Origin of the sequence: Paraburkholderia polaris (assembly GCF_012927345.1) — a bacterium.
GTDB lineage: Bacteria > Pseudomonadota > Gammaproteobacteria > Burkholderiales > Burkholderiaceae > Paraburkholderia > Paraburkholderia polaris.
This window is the reverse complement of sequence record NZ_JABBGJ010000010.1, coordinates 24,111-40,273: the sequence shown is the minus strand read 5'-3', so window position 1 is coordinate 40,273 and position 16,163 is coordinate 24,111. Positions and strand designations below refer to the sequence as shown.

The following is a 16,163-nucleotide window of genomic DNA, read 5'->3' as shown; positions in this document are numbered from 1 at the left end:
GCGCAATGGACGGGCGCAAGCGCCGGCTGACAATCAAGCGTACCGCCGATCGGATAGGCCGGTAGATTGGCCGAATGACCGACTCACGGCGGCGCGCCAGTCGTGGCATTATTTCTGGGTTCAGGCTGAAGCGAGACCACTTGGCCCGTTATGAAATCGTCAGCTTCCCGATCTCAAAGTAGCGCGTTTTGTCCGCGCTGCGGTCATGCATTCGATTGCGCCATGCATGGGGTGCCGTTTGACTGTTGGTGCCGTGAGATGCCAGCAATGCCGGCAGACCGGCTCGATCCGTCCGGCCGTTGCCTGTGTCCTGAATGTCTCGCGGCGGAGATCGCGCGAGCCGTGCAGCCGGCGCCGGGAGTCGGTTCGCCTTGAAGTGTAGAACCGCGGAAACCCGGGCGCCGTGAACGCCGTACGGCTTCAACAATGCGGTGGCGATCTATGCCACGCGTTGTCGGGCCGCGAGCGCGCTCAAATCACATGCGACTGCTTCCAGCGCGGGGTTCCATTCCCTAAACCGTGGCTGCCGGTAGAGCGTCGCGCTCGGATACCACGGGCTGTCGGGTCGGTCGAGCAGCCAGACCCAATGCGGATTGACGTCGAGCAGCACCCATGTGCGCTGGCCGAGCGCGCCGCTCAGATGCGCCACGGAGGTGCAAACCGTGATGACGAGGTCGAGCGCACTGACAAACGCCGCCGTATCGTCGAAGTTGGCGAATTCAGCGGTGTAGTCCGACATGGGCAGACCCGCCGCCCGGGCGGCCGCGATGTCCGCCTCGGCACCCGGTTGCAGCGAATAGAACGCCACGTCGTGCATGCCGCCGAAATGTTCCGCGTAGCGCTCCCAACCCACCCTCCGGAATGGATTGCGCTGATGGCCAAGGCTGCCGGTCCATGTCAGTCCGACCTTGAGCCTCGTTTCTCCGGCAAGCCTCTTTCGCCACGACTTGCTGGCTGCGGACTCCGCATGCAGGTACGGAATCGCAGCGGGGATGGTCTCTGCGCGCGTGTCGAATATCAAAGGCAGGCTGAGTAACGGAATTTCGTAGTCAAACGGCGGCAAAGATTCGACGCCGCCGCCGGCCGAATAGTCGTCCAGATGATCGCCGAGGCTGCGAGCGAGCAACGCGCCCATTTGCGGAAATGAATTCCAGAGGAGACGGCCGCCCTCGCGATGAACACGCTCGGCCAGCAGAGGGACATAGCGGCTGAACTGCAAGACATCGCCCATACCCTGCTCACCCCACACCAGCAGTGTTTTGCCAGCGAGCGATTCGCCTTGCCAGGTCGGCGCGGGCATGGCGGGGCGATTGCCGCCCAATTCAAACGAGCCGTCCCAGCGCGCTTCGTGGGTTTGCCAGCCGTGCGCGTAATCGCCGCGCATGAGCTGCAGCATGCTGAGATTGGAGCGCATGGTCGCGTTGTTGGGCGCTAATGCACAGGCAGTTCTTTCGGCGTGCTCCGCTTCGTCCCAGCGTTGCGCTTCACGCAGCGCCAGCGCATAGTTGTTATGCGCCAGCGGGCTATGCGGCGCGCATTGCACGGCTCTTGCGCCCGCTTCGAGCGCGCGCGGCAGATTCAAATTGACGCGGCTTGCCTGAGTGAGATTGGTCCATGCGTCGCCATGGCCAGGTTCGTCATGAACCGCACTTTCCAGTAGTGCGATCTGCTCGTTGAGGTCGCCGCCAGTGAGTGTGAGGGCGCCAGCGAGATTGTTGCGCAACTGCGGCAATGTCGGGTCGATGGCGAGTGCGCGACGATAGGATGCGATTGCCTCGCCATGCCGGTTTGCCATCTGCAGCGCGTAGCCGAAACGGAAGTGTGCAAGAGCGCGATGGGGATCGAGTTGGGCAATAATGGCGGCGAGTTCGATCGCGTCGTTATGACGATGTTGCTCGAGCAGCGTAGCAATGAGCGATTCGATCGACTCGTCGTCGAGTGGGTGGTGTTGTGCAGCGGCATCGAGCCAGCTCGCCTCCGCTTTTGCGGTGCCGTTTTGCCGGGCTGCGGCGGCATGTCGCAGGAAAGTCAGGAAAACTGACGAGGGGTGCGTCTCGTTGTCAGAGGTAGGCAGCATGGACGGGTTTGGGCGTCGTAAGAACCGATAATGAGCGATTGGTCCGTGCGACGCTGTCGCAAAAATACCATGGTACCGGCACACGGCCTCAAGGTAAGTCGGACTAGTCCGAACAGTTAAACTAAAGTCATGCATCGTATAACCAACACCGGCCGGGTCAATCTCGGTCATCTGTTCTGGCTACGCAGCCTCGCCATCATCGGCCAGTTGGTGACGATCGCGGTCGTGCAGACTTTCTTTGGCGTGCATCTGCCGTTGCCCGCTATGTTGCTCGTGATCGCCCTCGAAGTGATCTTCAACGGGCTCACGTGGTGGCGTGTCTCGCAGCAGCGGCCCGAGTCCAATCTCGAACTGTTCGGCCAGATCTGGGTCGATCTCGGCGCGTTGTCGGCGCTGCTGTTCCTCTCCGGTGGCACCACCAATCCATTTGTTTCGCTGTACCTTCCATCGCTCGCGATTGCCGCGGCCGTGTTGCCATGGCATCTGATGGCGTGGCTCGCCGCGTTCGCCGTAGCCTGCTACGCCGTGCTCGGCTTCGATTCCGTACCGCTCAATCTCGACAACCCCGCGAACCTGTTCGACTACTTTCGTGCCGGCATGTGGGTGAACTTCATGGTCAGCGTCGGGCTGATTGCGTGGTTCGTCGCGCGCATGTCACGCGCTCTGCGGCTACGTGACGCAGCGCTCGGAGACGCGCAGCAGCGCTTGCTTCATGACGAACGCGCCGTCGCGCTCGGTGTGCAGGCCGCCACTGTCGCGCACGAAATCGGCACGCCGCTGTCTACAATTGCGATGTTGTCCGAAGAATTGCGCGACGCCGCGCGAACCGATAAGGGACTCGCGCCGTACAGCGCCGATCTGGAGCTGCTCGAACAGCAAATGACGCTGTGTACTTCGGCGCTTGCGCGACTGCGCAGCCGTGCATCGACAACGACCAACCGGCAGACGGTCAGCGAATGGCTCGAGTCGTTTGGCGAGCAATGGCGCTTGCGTCATCCGCATGTGAAGTTCGAGCGGATCGGTGTGCCGCCTGCGGGCGTCAGTCTTGACGATACGGTTGCCGTTAGTCAGATTCTTACGATTCTGCTCGACAACGCCGCGCGTGCGAGCCGCGATCACGTAACGCTGTCGTGCACGCTTACAGCTCGCGGCGACCAGATCGTATTCGAGGTATGCGACGCGGGCCCTGGTATTCCGGCCGCGTTGCGTGGGTCGCTCGGCGCGATGCCGGTCGACAGCACACAGGGTGGACACGGCGTGGGCCTGTATCTGGCATTTTCGGCGGCGGCACGTTTGAAGGGATCGATCGAGCTGGACGATGTCAGCGAGATCAAGCCGCGTGGCACGCGTGCAGTGTTGAGACTGCCGCTTGCAGCGCGCAAATTATCAGGTGCGGGCCGTCAAGGCACTACGCCATCCAACACGGAGAAACAGGCATGAGCGATATGAATTTTCTGGTGATCGACGACGATGAGGTGTTCTCCGGTATCCTCGCCCGCGGTTTGACGCGGCGCGGTTATACGGTGGCCGAAGCGCACAACGCGGATGAGGCGATCAAGTTGGCGAACCAGCAAAAGTTCAGCCAGATCACGGTGGACCTGCATCTCGGCAACGATTCCGGTCTGACGCTCGTCGCCCCCTTGCGTGATTTGCAGCCTGACGCGCGCATGCTTGTGTTGACCGGTTATGCCAGTATCGCCACGGCGGTGCAGGCGGTGAAGGACGGCGCCGATAACTACCTCGCGAAGCCCGCCAATGTCGAGACGATTTTGTCGGCGCTGCAAAGCGAGGCGAGCGCGCTGCAAGCTGAAGAGGCGATTGAGCATCCCACGCCGTTGTCGGTTGCGCGCCTGGAGTGGGAGCATATTCAACGCGTGCTCGCGGAGCACGGCGGCAATATTTCGGCTACTGCGCGCGCGTTGAACATGCATCGTCGAACGCTGCAGCGGAAGTTGGCGAAGCGGCCGGTCAAGCAGTAAGAATTGAGGCCTGCTTGGCCCCTCCTTGCGCTAGGGGGCCGGAAAGCAAAACGGGCTGTCTTGCACAAGACAGCCCGTTTTTTACGCCTCACATATGATCAGCCGCATGCGAGGCACGCATGCTTTAACGCGACATCAGCGTCGGTATCGACTCGGCCTCTGAGTCTGCATCAGCATCAGCATCAGCATCGACGCGACATCGACATCGACATCGACATCACAGCACGTAGCGCGACAGATCCTCGTCTTCCGCCACTTCGTTCAGCGCGCGATCGACATACGCCGCGTCGATCTGCACCGTCTTGCCCGAGTGATTGCCTGCTGCGAACGAGACATCTTCCAGCAGTTTTTCGATCACCGTGTACAGGCGGCGTGCGCCGATGTTTTCGGTTTTCTCGTTGACCGAGTACGCGATTTCGGCCATGCGACGAATGCCGTCGTCGGCGAATTCCAGGTGCACGTCTTCCGTAGCCAGTAGTGCCTGATATTGCTTGACGAGGCTCGCGTCGGTCGACACCAGGATCGATTCGAAATCGCCCACCGACAGCGAATCCAGCTCGACCCGAATCGGGAAGCGGCCTTGCAGTTCCGGAATCAGATCGCTCGGCTTGGCAAGATGGAACGCTCCGCTCGCGATGAACAGAATGTGGTCAGTCTTCACCATGCCGTACTTGGTGTTGATCGTGGTGCCTTCGACGAGCGGCAGCAGATCGCGCTGCACGCCCTGACGCGACACTTCACCACCGCCGGCTTCATTACGCGACGCGATCTTGTCGATTTCGTCGAGAAACACGATACCGTTCTGCTCAACGTTCTGTACCGCCTTGGCTTTCACCTCTTCGTCGTTGAGCATCTTGCCGGCTTCTTCGTCGGTGAGGACCTTGAGCGCTTCCTTCACTTTCAGCTTGCGGCGCGTTTTCTTGCCGCCGCCGATGTTCGCGAACATCGAACGGATCTGCTCGGTCATGTCTTCCATGCCCGGCGGCCCCATGATGTCCATGCCGACTTGCGGCTGTTCGACGTCGAGTTCGATTTCCTTATCGTCGAGCAGACCCTCGCGCAGGCGCTTGCGGAAAGTCTGACGCGTGGTGCTGCCTTCGTCCGCCGTGTCGACGGCGCTCGAGCTCGCGCCGAAACCAACCGGCCGGGCGCTCGGCAGGAGGATGTCGAGGATGCGGTCTTCGGCCTGATCTTCTGCCTTGGTCCGCACTTTGCGCATTTCCGTTTCACGCGTCTGCTTGACCGAGATTTCGATCAGATCGCGCACGATGCTGTCGACGTCGCGGCCGACATAACCGACTTCGGTGAATTTGGTGGCTTCGATCTTGATGAACGGTGCGTCGGCGAGTTTCGCCAGACGCCGCGCGATTTCGGTTTTGCCGACGCCGGTCGGTCCGATCATCAAAATGTTCTTCGGCGTGATTTCCTGACGCAGCGGGTCTTCAACCTGCTGACGGCGCCAGCGGTTGCGCAGCGCCACGGCAACTGCTTTCTTCGCGCGGCCTTGGCCGATGATGTGTTTGTCGAGTTCCGAGACGATCTCGGCAGGGGTCATGGTGCTCATCGTGGGTCCTTACTCGATCGTCTCGATGACGCGGTTATGGTTCGTATAGATGCACATGTCGCCGGCAATCTCCAGCGACTTCTCGACGATCTCGCGCGGCGACATCTCGGTGTTGTCGGCGAGCGCCTTCGCGGCGGCTTGCGCGTAAGCGCCGCCCGAACCGATTGCGCAGATACCGCCTTCCGGGTCGAGCACGTCGCCGTTACCGGTGATGACGAGGGTGGTGGTGGCGTCCGCGGCGATCAGCATTGCTTCCAGACGGCGCAGCATGCGGTCGGTGCGCCAGTCTTTGGCGAGTTCGACGGCGGCGCGCGTCAGATTGCCCTGATGTTTTTCCAACTTCGCTTCAAAGCGGTCGAGCAGCGAGAAGGCGTCGGCCGTGCCGCCGGCGAAGCCGACCAGCACCTTGCCGTTATAGATGCGCCGGACTTTCTTCGCACCGCCTTTCATGACGATGTTGCCCAGCGTTACCTGGCCGTCGCCGCCAAGCGCGACTTTGTCGCCGCGGCGCACGGAAACGATCGTCGTGCCGTGAAATTGCTCCATATGCGTTCCTCTTTGCAAAACGGGTAGGACACGGTGGCGCAACACCACCGCATGAATCCTGGAAGCGGACGGCGCGCAACGCTGAAACGATCAACCGGTCGGCGCGCGCGCGTACAACGCATGTCGGACTTATTTTAGGGCGTGCGCGGTCATATCAAGAGCCGGCAAACGGCATAAGACAAAAACTCGGGATTCAGATCGAGGGATGGTGCGAAGGCGCACACAAAAGAAAAAAGGCGCACAGATCACCGTGCGCCTCTCGACGAAGCAGCTTAAAAGGGCGCGGAGCCGAAGCCGCGCCGCAGGTGTTCAGTCGCCGAACAGCTTCTGGCGCAGTTCGCGGCGTTCCTGCGCTTCGAGCGACAGGGTAGCCGTGGGCCGTGCGAGCAGACGCGGAATGCCGATCGGCTCGCCGGTTTCTTCGCACCAGCCATAGTCGCCGGAATCGATGCGCGCGATCGATTGCTGCACCTTCTTCAGCAGCTTGCGCTCGCGGTCGCGCGTGCGCAGTTCGAGCGCATGCTCTTCCTCGATCGTTGCACGGTCGGCCGGGTCCGGCACGATTACTGTTTCGCGCAGGTTCTCGGTCGTCTGGCCGGCATTGCGGAGAATGTCCGCCTGCAGCTGTTCGAGCTTGTTCTTGAAGAAAGCGAGCTGATCCTCATTCATGTAATCCTTGTCGCTCATCTTCAGGATTTCGGCTTCAGTCAAGAGTCGTTTCGTCGTCATCTGGCTTGCTTCTTCAATGTGAGGCAAAACTCTTACATAGTGCCCGCACTTTCGTATTGCCCACAAAGGCGCCACGAGGACGCTGAGCGCTGGGCAGGCACGGACGATGGACTGTCGGTGACGCCGAAGCGCCTTGCGCCCACGCGCCGGGCGTCGCTACGCCAATGCGGGGCCGAACTCCTCTGGAAACCGATTCTCAATTGTTCCTGAGGCATTGCTTGCCGGCAGCGCGCTTTTCGAGCTGTGCCAGCCGGCATTGTCGGCGTGATTTCCGGACAAGATTTTCCGGCGCCGTTTCAGGCCCGGCGCGAGATACGCACTGACCGGGCAATTCGTTGTCATTCTCCAGTGGGCACGTATTGTAACTGAATCACAATCCAGCACCGCAACTCGTGAAAATCCCCCGGCGGCGCACTGATATCCCGAAAATATAACGCGCGCACGGTCAAAAAGCGATGGTCGTGCACGCATTAATACAGCAGGGTTTTCACGTGTTTTTCACACGATCGACATTTCAGCGGGCTTTCGGGCAATCTTTTGCGTATTCTGCAGACGATTGCCTCGGTGCCCGACGAACACACCCTTAGCGCGCTCCAGCATGCCGCGTGCCGCGCCATTTGCCCGGCCCGGCCCCCCGTGACGCTTACGCCAGACAGGCGTCCAGGCCGTCGGTGATCAGGTCCTGCGGCAGTTCGATGCCGATGAACACCATCTTGTTGGTCTTCTTCTCGATTGGCTGCCATTTCGCGGCCAGATCGCTGCCCATCATCTGGTGTACGCCCTGGAACACAACCTTACGGTCGACGCCCTTCATATACAGCACGCCCTTATAGCGCAACAGGCGCTCGCCGTAGATCTGCAGAATGCCGCCGAGGAAGTCCTCGAGCTTGTTCGGATCGAACGGACGGTCGCTGCGGTAGACGAACGATTTGATCTTGTCGTCGTGGTGCGCGTGATGGTGATGCGCGTGGTCGTGGCCTTCGTGGTCGCACTTGCCGTGGTCGTGATCGCAGTTTTCGTGATCGTCATGGGTATGACCGTGCTCGTCATGCGCGTGAGCGTGGTTGTGCGCATGTTCGTCTTCAGCGAGGAAGTCCGGGTCGATTTCGAGCTTCGAATTCAGGTTGAAGCCGCGCAGGTCGAAGATTTCCTTGATGTCCGCTTCGCCGAAATTGACGATCTTGATCGCCGCCCGCGGATTCATGTGCACCAGGCGATGGCGCAGATCGTCCACGTGCTTTTCGTCGACCGTATCGGACTTGGTGATGAACAGGCGATCGGCGAAGCCGACCTGACGCTGCACCACTTCGTGTTCGTCCAGCTGGTGGTTCGCGTGCTTCGCGTCGACCAGCGTGATGATTGCGTCGAGCAGGAATTCGTTGGCGATCTGGTCGTCCATGAAGAACGTCTGCGCGACCGGGCCCGGATTGGCGAGACCGGTGGTTTCGATCACGACACGGTCGAAATCCAGTTCGCCAGACTGTTTCTTCGCCGCCAGATCACCCAGCACGCGCGAAAGGTCGCCGCGGATCGTGCAGCAGATGCAGCCGTTGCTCATCTGGATGATCTGCTCGCTCGTATCCTGCACCAGGATTTCGTTGTCGATGTTCTCTTCGCCGAACTCGTTCTCGATCACGGCGATCTTCATGCCGTGCTTTTCGTTCAGGATGCGCTTGAGCAGGGTGGTTTTGCCGCTGCCGAGAAAGCCGGTCAGGATGGTGACTGGGATCATGTTGGTCGCCTGTAAGTACGTGAGTCTGTGCGTAATCAAAATGTGCAGCGCGGGATCTGCAGCGCGAAATGTGCGGCGCGCAAGCTGCAGCGAATCCGTCTGCGAATCCGGTTTGCCGGGCGAGGCAGCCTGACGGCGCGCGACCCGATCTAGCCGGATATTGAAACATATCTGTCAAGCCGGCGCTGGCGGCGGGCCGAACCCCACCGCGGCGCGCGGGAAATAAGCCCGAATCTATGGGCGATCAGGCAATTTGCAACAGCAGGCCTTTCAGGTATTCGCCCTCAGGGAATGCGGTGAGCAACGGGTGGTCGACCCCGGCGCCGAGGCGCTTGAGAATCCGCGCATCGACGCGCGCATCGGCCGCCGCGCCGGACACGATCTTCTGGAACAACTCCGAGTCGATCGCGCCGGAGCATGAATAGGTGAACAGCAGGCCGCCCGGGCGCAGCAGCTTCAGGCCGGTCAGGTTGATGTCCTTGTAAGCGCGCGAGGCGCGGTCCACGTGTTCACGCGAGGGTGCGAATTTCGGCGGATCCAGCACGATCAGGTCGAAGCGTTCGCCTTCGTCGTAGAGGCGGCGCAGGGTTTTGAACGCGTCAGCGTCGAGCCAGGTGGCGCGTTCGGCGTCGAAACCGTTGGCGGCCACGTTCTGTTGCGCGATCGCAAGCGCGTCGCCCGACGAATCGATCGACACCACGCGCTTCGCCCCGCCTTTCAATGCCGCCAGCGAAAAGCCGCCGGTGTAGCAGAAGCAGTTCAGCACGTCGCGATCTTTCGCCAGCTCCTGCACCAGCAGGCGGTTGTCGCGCTGGTCGACGTAGAAGCCGGTTTTGTGGCCGTTGCGCACGTCGACGTGGTAACGCACACCGTTTTCGCTCGCGATCAGCGTTTCCGACGGCACGTCGCCCGCCAGCACGCCGGTGATCTGTTCGAGCCCTTCCTTCTGACGGATCGACACGTCCGAGCGCTCGTAGACGTTCGGGCAGCCGGTCGCGCCGACCAGCGCGGCGACGATCGCCTCCTTCCAGGCTTCGACGCCCGTCGCCATGAACTGGCACACCAGCTGGCTGCGCTGGCCTTCGTCCTCGGCCACGTAATGATCGACGATCAGACCCGGCAGGCCATCCGCTTCGCCGAAAATCAGCCGGACGGCACCGGTGTTGTGCACCATCGTTTGACGATGCGCGAGGGCGCGTTGCACACGGCGCTTGAAAAATGCGTGATCGATCGGCTCGGCTTCGTCGAAGCTCCACACGCGCGCGCGAATCTGCGAAAGCGGGCTGTAGGCCGCACGCGCGAGGAAACGGCCGTCGTGCGCACGCACCAGCACGGTCGCGCCGGGAGCGGGATTGCCGTCGACCCGATCGATCGCGTTGGCATAGACCCACGGGTGGCGGCGCAGCAGCGATTTTTCTTTCGACGGTTTGAGCGTAACGGTATTCATCAGGGTGTCAGCAGGAGCAGTTGGCCGCGTGGACAAAGAGGCACACGGCAGGTGAAGCGAAGGTGGAGACCGCAAGCCGCAAAAAGCAAAGAGCGGAATCAGTCGCGTTTTTTGGCGCGCGGATGCGCCTGATCGTAGACGTGCGCGAGATGCTGGAAATCGAGCGCGGTGTAGACCTGCGTGGCGGTGATGCTGGCATGCCCGAGCAGTTCCTGCACAGCCCGCAGATCGCCGCTCGACTGCAGCACGTGTGTGGCGAACGAATGCCGCAGTACGTGTGGATGCACGTTGGCGGGAATGCCGGCGACCAGCGCCGCGCGCTTCACACGATCACGCACGACATTCGGCGACAGCCGATTGCCGCGCGCCGAGAGAAACAGCGGATGCGGATCGTGCCGGACCATCTGGTCGCGCACCGCGAGCCACGCGTTCAAGGCGTCAATCGCTTTGCTGCCGACCGGCACGATACGACGCCGGTTGCCTTTGCCGAGCACTTCGACTTCGGCGGAATCGAGCTTGAGCCAGCCCGCGGAGCGGTAGCCGTCGGCATCGGCAAAACGGGCATCGAGGCCGACCAGTTCGGATAGACGCAGGCCTGACGAGTAGAACAGTTCGAGCATCGCGTGGTCGCGCAAACCTTCGGTCGTTGCGGCGGCCGGACTCTCCATCAGGCGCGTGGCGTCGTCGACGGAAAGCGCTTTCGGTAGTGCTTTAGCCTGCTTCGGCGCCCGCACGGTGGCGACCGGGTTGGCCGGCAGATCGACGCGCCCCGCGAACCAGCGGTAGAACGCCCGCCACGACGACAACCGATGGCTGATCGAGCGCGCCGTCAGGCCACCGGCGTGTGCCCGCGAAACCGCGCCGCGAATATCGACAGCGGTGAGGCTTTCGAGCGGCCGGCCTTTGGCCAGCAGCTTGAGTTCCTCGAGTTCGTGGGTGTAGCCGCGCAGCGTATGTGCCGACAGTCGCCGCTCATGTTCGAGATTCGACAGGTAGGCGGCGATCGGGTCGGCGTCGGTCACGATGGCTTTTTGTGGGATCGGCGGCTCAGCGCGGCAGCAGACGGCTTAGCGCCGCGCTCGCCAACGCGCCGATCTGCGTCAGGAAATCGGTGGCCATGCCGTCGTGGAAGCGGCGGGCGTCGGCCGAACCCATGACCAGCAGGCCGAAGGTGGGCGCTTCTTCCTTGCCTTCGGGGTCGCGCAGCGCGAGCAGCGCAATTGACTCGGTAGCGTGCGCGGACTCGCTTGTACCGCCTGCGGACGCGCCGTCGCTCACCGCCGACACCGCCGGCGTCAGCCACTGCGCCGCTTCGAAACCGGTGTTTGCACCACAGTACGGCGTGGTAAGGCTATTCGCGAAGATTCGCACTTCCTCACCGACATGGCGCGCGAACTCGGCCTGTGCATACGGTTCGGAGACGTCCCATACGCGCAGCGCGGCTTGCGGCACGTCGAAAATTTCCCGCAACCCTGTGGCGATCGTGCGCGGCAGCGCGTACGGATCGCGCTCGGCCATCACGCGGATGGTCCAGCGATTGAATTTCGAGGCAATGCTGTCGTTTTCGTGACCGTAGCGCAGCAGCTCGGCCAGACGCCGTTCGAGATGCTTGTTCTTGTCGCGCAGCATTTCCATCTGCCGTTCCTGCAGCGACACCGCGGCTTTGCCGTGCGGGTTCGCAAGCCGGATCGTCGCGAGCATTTCCGCGTGTTCGGCGAAGAATTCGGGGTTGGCGAGCAGATATTCGGCGACTTCGCGATCGTTCATGGTTTCGGCTAAAGGACTACGGGACGACGCCTTCGGGCGGCGCATCGGTCATGAGTTCGGTCGGCCGGTGAAAGAGGCCGCGAGGTCCGGCTCTTCATCGGCCTTCGTTGGCCTTCATTGGCTTATTCATCGGCCTATTCGAGGCCACGTGTCGGGTACTTCCTGGGCCGATCGCTCGACCTCTGAATCGGGTATTGCGCTGGCGCGGGTCAGTCGGCCAGTTCGATCTCGCCTTCGAAGACCGTTGCCGCCGGGCCGGCCATGAACAGCGGCGCGCCTTCTTGCGTGTGGTCCCACGTGATAGTCAGCTTGCCGCCGTGCGTGTGCACCAGCACCGGCGCATCCAGCAGCCCGCGGCGAATGCCGGCGGCGACCGCCGCGCACGCGCCCGTGCCGCAGGCCAGCGTTTCGCCGGCGCCGCGTTCGTAGACCCGCAGCTTGATTTCGCTGCGGCCGACAATCTGCATGAAGCCCGCATTCACCCGTTGCGGAAAGCGGGCATGCCGCTCGATCACCGGGCCTTCGACGAGCACCGGGAAATCTTCGACGTCGTCGACCACTTGCACGGCGTGCGGATTACCCATGGACACCACCGAAATCCAGCGTGTCACGCCGTTCACGTCGAGCGGCCAAAGCGTGTCAGCGCCCTCGCGGCGGCCTTCGAGGCCTTTGGTGGCGAACGGTACGCGCTCCGGTTCGAACACGGGTGCGCCCATATCGACCAGCACTTCGCCGTTTTCCTGCATGGTCAGCAGGATGGTGCCGTTCTGCACTTGTACGCGCACGCTGCGCTTGTCGGTCAGGCCGCTGTCGCGCACGAACTTGACGAAGCAGCGGGCGCCGTTGCCGCAGTGCTCGACCTCGCCGCCGTCGCAATTGAAGATGCGATATCTGAAATCGACGCCGTCCATGGTGGGCTTTTCGACCAGCAGCAACTGGTCGGCGCCGACACCGAAATGCCGGTCCGCGAGCGCGCGCACCTGCGCCGGCGTCAGGTTGACCGGTTGGGTGTAGCCGTCGAGCACGACGAAGTCGTTACCCGCGCCGTGCATTTTGGTGAATTTCAGTTTCATCACGCTATTGTAAGTGACGCGCCTGCAGGTGGGCCGAACGCCGCTTTATTTGCCGCTTCATTTCCGCGTTCAGGCGCTTTTTTGAAGACCGGTCAGTAGACGCTCGGCTCGCCCGGCGGCCGGGTCTTGAAGCGCTTGTGCACCCAGTAGTACTGCTCGGGGATCAGCGGAATCTGCTCTTCAAGGAAGGCGTTCATGCGGCGCGCGTCGGCTTCGTCGTCGCCGGTGGGGTAGTTGTCCCACGGCTTGAATACCTTCAGGCGATAACCTTTGTAATTCGGCAGCACCTCGCCGATGAACGGCACCACTTGCGCATGGCCGACCCCGGCGAGCCGTCCGACCGCCGTCAGCGTGCACGCCTGTACGCCGAAGAACGGCACGAAAGTCGAGTTGCGCGCGCCGTAGTCCATGTCGGCGCCGAGCATGACGGGCTTGCGGTCGCGCAACCAGCGCAGCACGATGCGCGCGCTGTCGGCCCGGCTTGCCATGTCCGCGCCGAAGCGGCCGCGCGCGGCCTTCGCCACGTCGTCGAGCACCTTGTTGGACATCGGCTGATAGAGCGCGCCGCACTGCCGGTGCAGCGCGTAATTGATGAACACCGAGCCCGCCTCGATGCCGACGAAATGCGCGCCAAGCAGCAGGGTGGGGGGCATATCCGGATCGCTCAGGTCGATCTCGCTATCCACCTGCACGAGCTTCTCCAGCTTCTCGGCAGAGCCGAACCACTGGACGCTGCGCTCAACATAACTGCGGATCGCGTGGCGGAAGTGTTTCTGCGCGATCTCCTCGCGGCGCTCGGCGCTCCACTCCGGGAAACACAAGCTCAGATTGATGTGGACGATGCGCTTACGGTTGCTGGGGATCTGATAGAGCAGCCAGCCCAGCCCGTCGCCGAGTCGCGCAACGAAACCGTACGGCAGCAATGCCAAAAATTTCAGCAGTCCAATGGCGAGTTGGGCGCCGAGGCGGCTCAGCATGCGGTGGCTCCGCAATCTGCACCAGCCGACACTGTGCTTAAGAAAACGGCAAACGAGTCGAAATACAACACGTGTGGGTACTCTGTGACAAATGTAGGAAGTCGCTATAATAAGGGCTTCGCCGAGTTAATAGACAACTTGCGGGGCGAAGCTGGCGGGTGCGATCCATTGGATACGCCCCTGTCGGTAAGGTAATCCGCTAAAGCGTCGCCGCTTCAAGGCTCCCCGAAGCTGGCTACGTGAAACTCAACCGTAACCACACAACAGGAGTCTGCAACGTGGCAAACGACTATCTCTTCACCTCCGAATCCGTTTCCGAAGGCCATCCCGACAAAGTCGCGGATCAGATCTCGGATGCGATCCTCGACGCCATCCTGACCCAGGACAAGTACTCGCGTGTCGCAGCCGAAACGCTGTGCAACACGGGTCTCGTCGTGCTGGCCGGGGAAATCACCACCACCGCGAACGTCGATTACATCCAGGTCGCGCGCAACACGATCAAGCGTATCGGGTATGACAACACCGATTACGGTATCGATTACCGCGGCTGCGCGGTGCTGGTGGCGTACGACAAGCAATCGCCGGACATCGCCCAGGGTGTGGATCGTGCGCACGACAACAACCTCGATCAAGGCGCTGGCGACCAGGGCCTGATGTTCGGTTACGCCTGTGAAGAAACGCCGGAATTGATGCCGCTGCCGATCCACCTGTCGCACCGTCTGGTGGAGCGTCAGGCGAATCTGCGCCGCGACGGCCGTCTGCCCTGGCTGCGTCCGGATGCGAAGTCGCAGGTCACCGTGCGTTATGTCGACGGCAAGCCGCATGCAATCGACACTGTGGTGCTGTCCACGCAGCATTCGCCGGACATCGAACTGTCCACGCTGCGCGAAGCCGTGATCGAAGAAGTCATCAAGCCGACGCTGCCGGCTGAGCTGATCAAGGGCGACATCAAGTTCCTGGTGAACCCGACCGGCCGGTTCGTGATCGGCGGCCCGCAAGGCGATTGCGGTCTGACGGGCCGCAAGATCATCGTCGATACGTACGGCGGCGCTGCGCCGCACGGCGGCGGTGCGTTCTCGGGCAAGGATCCGTCGAAGGTCGACCGTTCGGCAGCTTATGCTGGCCGTTATGTCGCGAAGAACATCGTGGCGGCTGGTTTGGCCTCGCGCTGCCTGATTCAGGTGTCGTACGCGATTGGCGTTGCGCAGCCGACTTCGGTCATGGTCAATACGTTCGGCACGGGCCGCGTGTCGGATGCGACGATCACGAAGCTGGTGCAGGAGCATTTCGACCTGCGTCCGAAGGGCATCATCCAGATGCTCGACCTGCTGCGCCCGATCTACGAGAAGAGCGCGGCCTACGGTCACTTCGGCCGCGAAGAGCCGGAATTCACGTGGGAATCCACGGACAAGGCTCTGGCGCTCGCCGAAGCCGCAGGCACGGAACCGGTCGCCGCGCTCGCCTGATAAGCAAGCGCGCAGTCCGCTTCAGCAAAAAACCCCGCCGGCGCGAGCCGTGCGGGGTTTTTCTATTACTGTTGCGGCGTTTGCCGGCTGATTCAGCGGCTGATTCAGCGGTTCATTCAGTGGCTCGCGAACGCGAATGCGAACGCAAACCAGCCGGTGCTGCCGCTCGTCGACATACGGCGCGGGCGGCGGCTCGTATTCTGCGGCGCTGCGACCGGTGCCTGGCGCGTAGCGGTGAGGCGCAGCGGCGTCGGTTTGCGCAGCAGCGTACGCAGCGAGAAACGACGCGAATTGCCTTGCAAGCGAAGCGCAGAGAAGAACGTGTGGAACCAGGTGCGAATGCCGTCGACTGCTTTGGCTTCGCGCCATTGCTCACCTAATGCGCGAGTGCGGGTGGCATGGTGACGCAGCGCACGCACGACATGACGGCGCGCCGGACGCGCCGCTTTCAATGCAGCGCGGGTAAGACGGGTGCTCAGGAGAGTATGCATGGCTTCACAAGTAGGCAACGTGTCGCGCGACGGAATGTACGCCAGAAGGAGCACCAAATGTGCCAATGGCGGTATCGCGATGGACGGCGCGAAAGCCTGGAATTCGACTGGAAAGGGCACGGAGGACGGCGGAGTCGGCGATAGCGGCCTGCGCGCGCCGCAAAAGTGCGGGAGTAGCGATCAACATGCGTGAAGGCTACACGCGATTCATGACGTCAGAAAGTCCGTTTTTACCCTGCGAATACGGGTTTTTACGGAGTAGGAACGATCTGCGGGTTTGCGGGGTCGCGCCCTTTGCGGTCGATTTTCGTGCGC

At 62.0% G+C, this 16,163-nt stretch carries 16 protein-coding genes; 5 read left to right on the top strand and 11 right to left on the bottom strand.

Features of this window, described 5'->3' with window-relative positions; all coding sequences use genetic code 11:
• Positions 1-150 precede the first annotated feature (150 nt).
• The gene (locus HHL24_RS11000; protein ID WP_169485522.1) at positions 151-375 is read left to right on the top strand and encodes a cysteine-rich CWC family protein; all 225 of its coding nucleotides are present in this window, start codon (positions 151-153) and stop codon (positions 373-375) included.
• 64 nt (positions 376-439) lie between these two features.
• Here HHL24_RS11000 and HHL24_RS10995 read toward each other — a convergent pair whose 3' ends face one another.
• A complete protein-coding gene (locus HHL24_RS10995) occupies positions 440-2,077 on the bottom strand; it encodes a tetratricopeptide repeat protein (RefSeq protein ID WP_169485521.1) in 1,638 nt (545 codons plus the stop codon).
• A 129-nt stretch (positions 2,078-2,206) separates the two neighbouring features.
• On the opposite strand from HHL24_RS10995, the gene HHL24_RS10990 reads away from it, so the two are divergent.
• A complete protein-coding gene (locus HHL24_RS10990) occupies positions 2,207-3,517 on the top strand; it encodes an ATP-binding protein (protein WP_169485520.1) in 1,311 nt (436 codons plus the stop codon).
• Entirely contained in the window at positions 3,514-4,056 is a 543-nt protein-coding gene (locus HHL24_RS10985; protein ID WP_028197735.1) for a response regulator transcription factor, read from the top strand. Before HHL24_RS10990 ends, HHL24_RS10985 begins: the two co-directional genes overlap by 4 nt.
• 217 nt (positions 4,057-4,273) lie before the next feature.
• On the opposite strand, the gene hslU is transcribed toward HHL24_RS10985, so the two are convergent.
• From hslU to HHL24_RS10940, 9 genes are all read right to left on the bottom strand, one after another.
• On the bottom strand, positions 4,274-5,620 hold the full coding sequence (gene hslU / locus HHL24_RS10980) for an ATP-dependent protease ATPase subunit HslU (protein WP_169485519.1): 1,347 nt from the start codon (positions 5,618-5,620) through the stop codon (positions 4,274-4,276).
• Positions 5,621-5,629: 9 nt separating this feature from the next.
• The gene (gene hslV, locus HHL24_RS10975; RefSeq protein ID WP_091797221.1) at positions 5,630-6,166 is read right to left on the bottom strand and encodes an ATP-dependent protease subunit HslV; all 537 of its coding nucleotides are present in this window, start codon (positions 6,164-6,166) and stop codon (positions 5,630-5,632) included.
• Positions 6,167-6,475: 309 nt separating this feature from the next.
• On the bottom strand, positions 6,476-6,895 hold the full coding sequence (dksA, locus tag HHL24_RS10970; protein ID WP_012431412.1) for an RNA polymerase-binding protein DksA: 420 nt from the start codon (positions 6,893-6,895) through the stop codon (positions 6,476-6,478).
• Between the two features lie 643 nt (positions 6,896-7,538).
• Positions 7,539-8,627, bottom strand: coding sequence for a CobW family GTP-binding protein (locus HHL24_RS10965; protein ID WP_169485518.1), 1,089 nt, complete (start codon positions 8,625-8,627; stop codon positions 7,539-7,541).
• 244 nt (positions 8,628-8,871) lie between these two features.
• Positions 8,872-10,074 (bottom strand): class I SAM-dependent rRNA methyltransferase, encoded by a 1,203-nt coding sequence (locus HHL24_RS10960; protein ID WP_169485517.1) that lies wholly within the window; start codon positions 10,072-10,074, stop codon positions 8,872-8,874.
• 98 nt (positions 10,075-10,172) lie between these two features.
• Positions 10,173-11,096: a tyrosine recombinase XerC gene (gene xerC, locus HHL24_RS10955; protein ID WP_169485516.1), complete on the bottom strand. Its 924-nt coding sequence runs from the start codon at positions 11,094-11,096 to the stop codon at positions 10,173-10,175.
• Positions 11,097-11,121: 25 nt separating this feature from the next.
• The gene (locus HHL24_RS10950; protein ID WP_169485515.1) at positions 11,122-11,841 is read right to left on the bottom strand and encodes a DUF484 family protein; all 720 of its coding nucleotides are present in this window, start codon (positions 11,839-11,841) and stop codon (positions 11,122-11,124) included.
• A gap of 209 nt (positions 11,842-12,050) precedes the next feature.
• The gene (dapF, locus tag HHL24_RS10945; RefSeq protein ID WP_169485514.1) at positions 12,051-12,914 is read right to left on the bottom strand and encodes a diaminopimelate epimerase; all 864 of its coding nucleotides are present in this window, start codon (positions 12,912-12,914) and stop codon (positions 12,051-12,053) included.
• 92 nt (positions 12,915-13,006) lie between these two features.
• The gene (locus tag HHL24_RS10940; protein ID WP_169485513.1) at positions 13,007-13,891 is read right to left on the bottom strand and encodes a lipid A biosynthesis lauroyl acyltransferase; all 885 of its coding nucleotides are present in this window, start codon (positions 13,889-13,891) and stop codon (positions 13,007-13,009) included.
• 278 nt (positions 13,892-14,169) lie between these two features.
• Here HHL24_RS10940 and metK point away from each other — a divergent pair, with 278 nt between their 5' ends.
• Positions 14,170-15,357 (top strand): methionine adenosyltransferase, encoded by a 1,188-nt coding sequence (gene metK, locus HHL24_RS10935; RefSeq protein ID WP_169485512.1) that lies wholly within the window; start codon positions 14,170-14,172, stop codon positions 15,355-15,357.
• Positions 15,358-15,473: 116 nt separating this feature from the next.
• On the opposite strand, the gene HHL24_RS10930 is transcribed toward metK, so the two are convergent.
• On the bottom strand, positions 15,474-15,848 hold the full coding sequence (locus tag HHL24_RS10930) for a hypothetical protein (protein WP_169485511.1): 375 nt from the start codon (positions 15,846-15,848) through the stop codon (positions 15,474-15,476).
• On the opposite strand from HHL24_RS10930, the gene HHL24_RS10925 reads away from it, so the two are divergent.
• Entirely contained in the window at positions 15,847-16,041 is a 195-nt protein-coding gene (locus tag HHL24_RS10925; RefSeq protein ID WP_169485510.1) for a hypothetical protein, read from the top strand. The two genes, HHL24_RS10930 and HHL24_RS10925, sit on opposite strands and share 2 nt — an antisense overlap.
• Positions 16,042-16,163 lie beyond the last annotated feature (122 nt).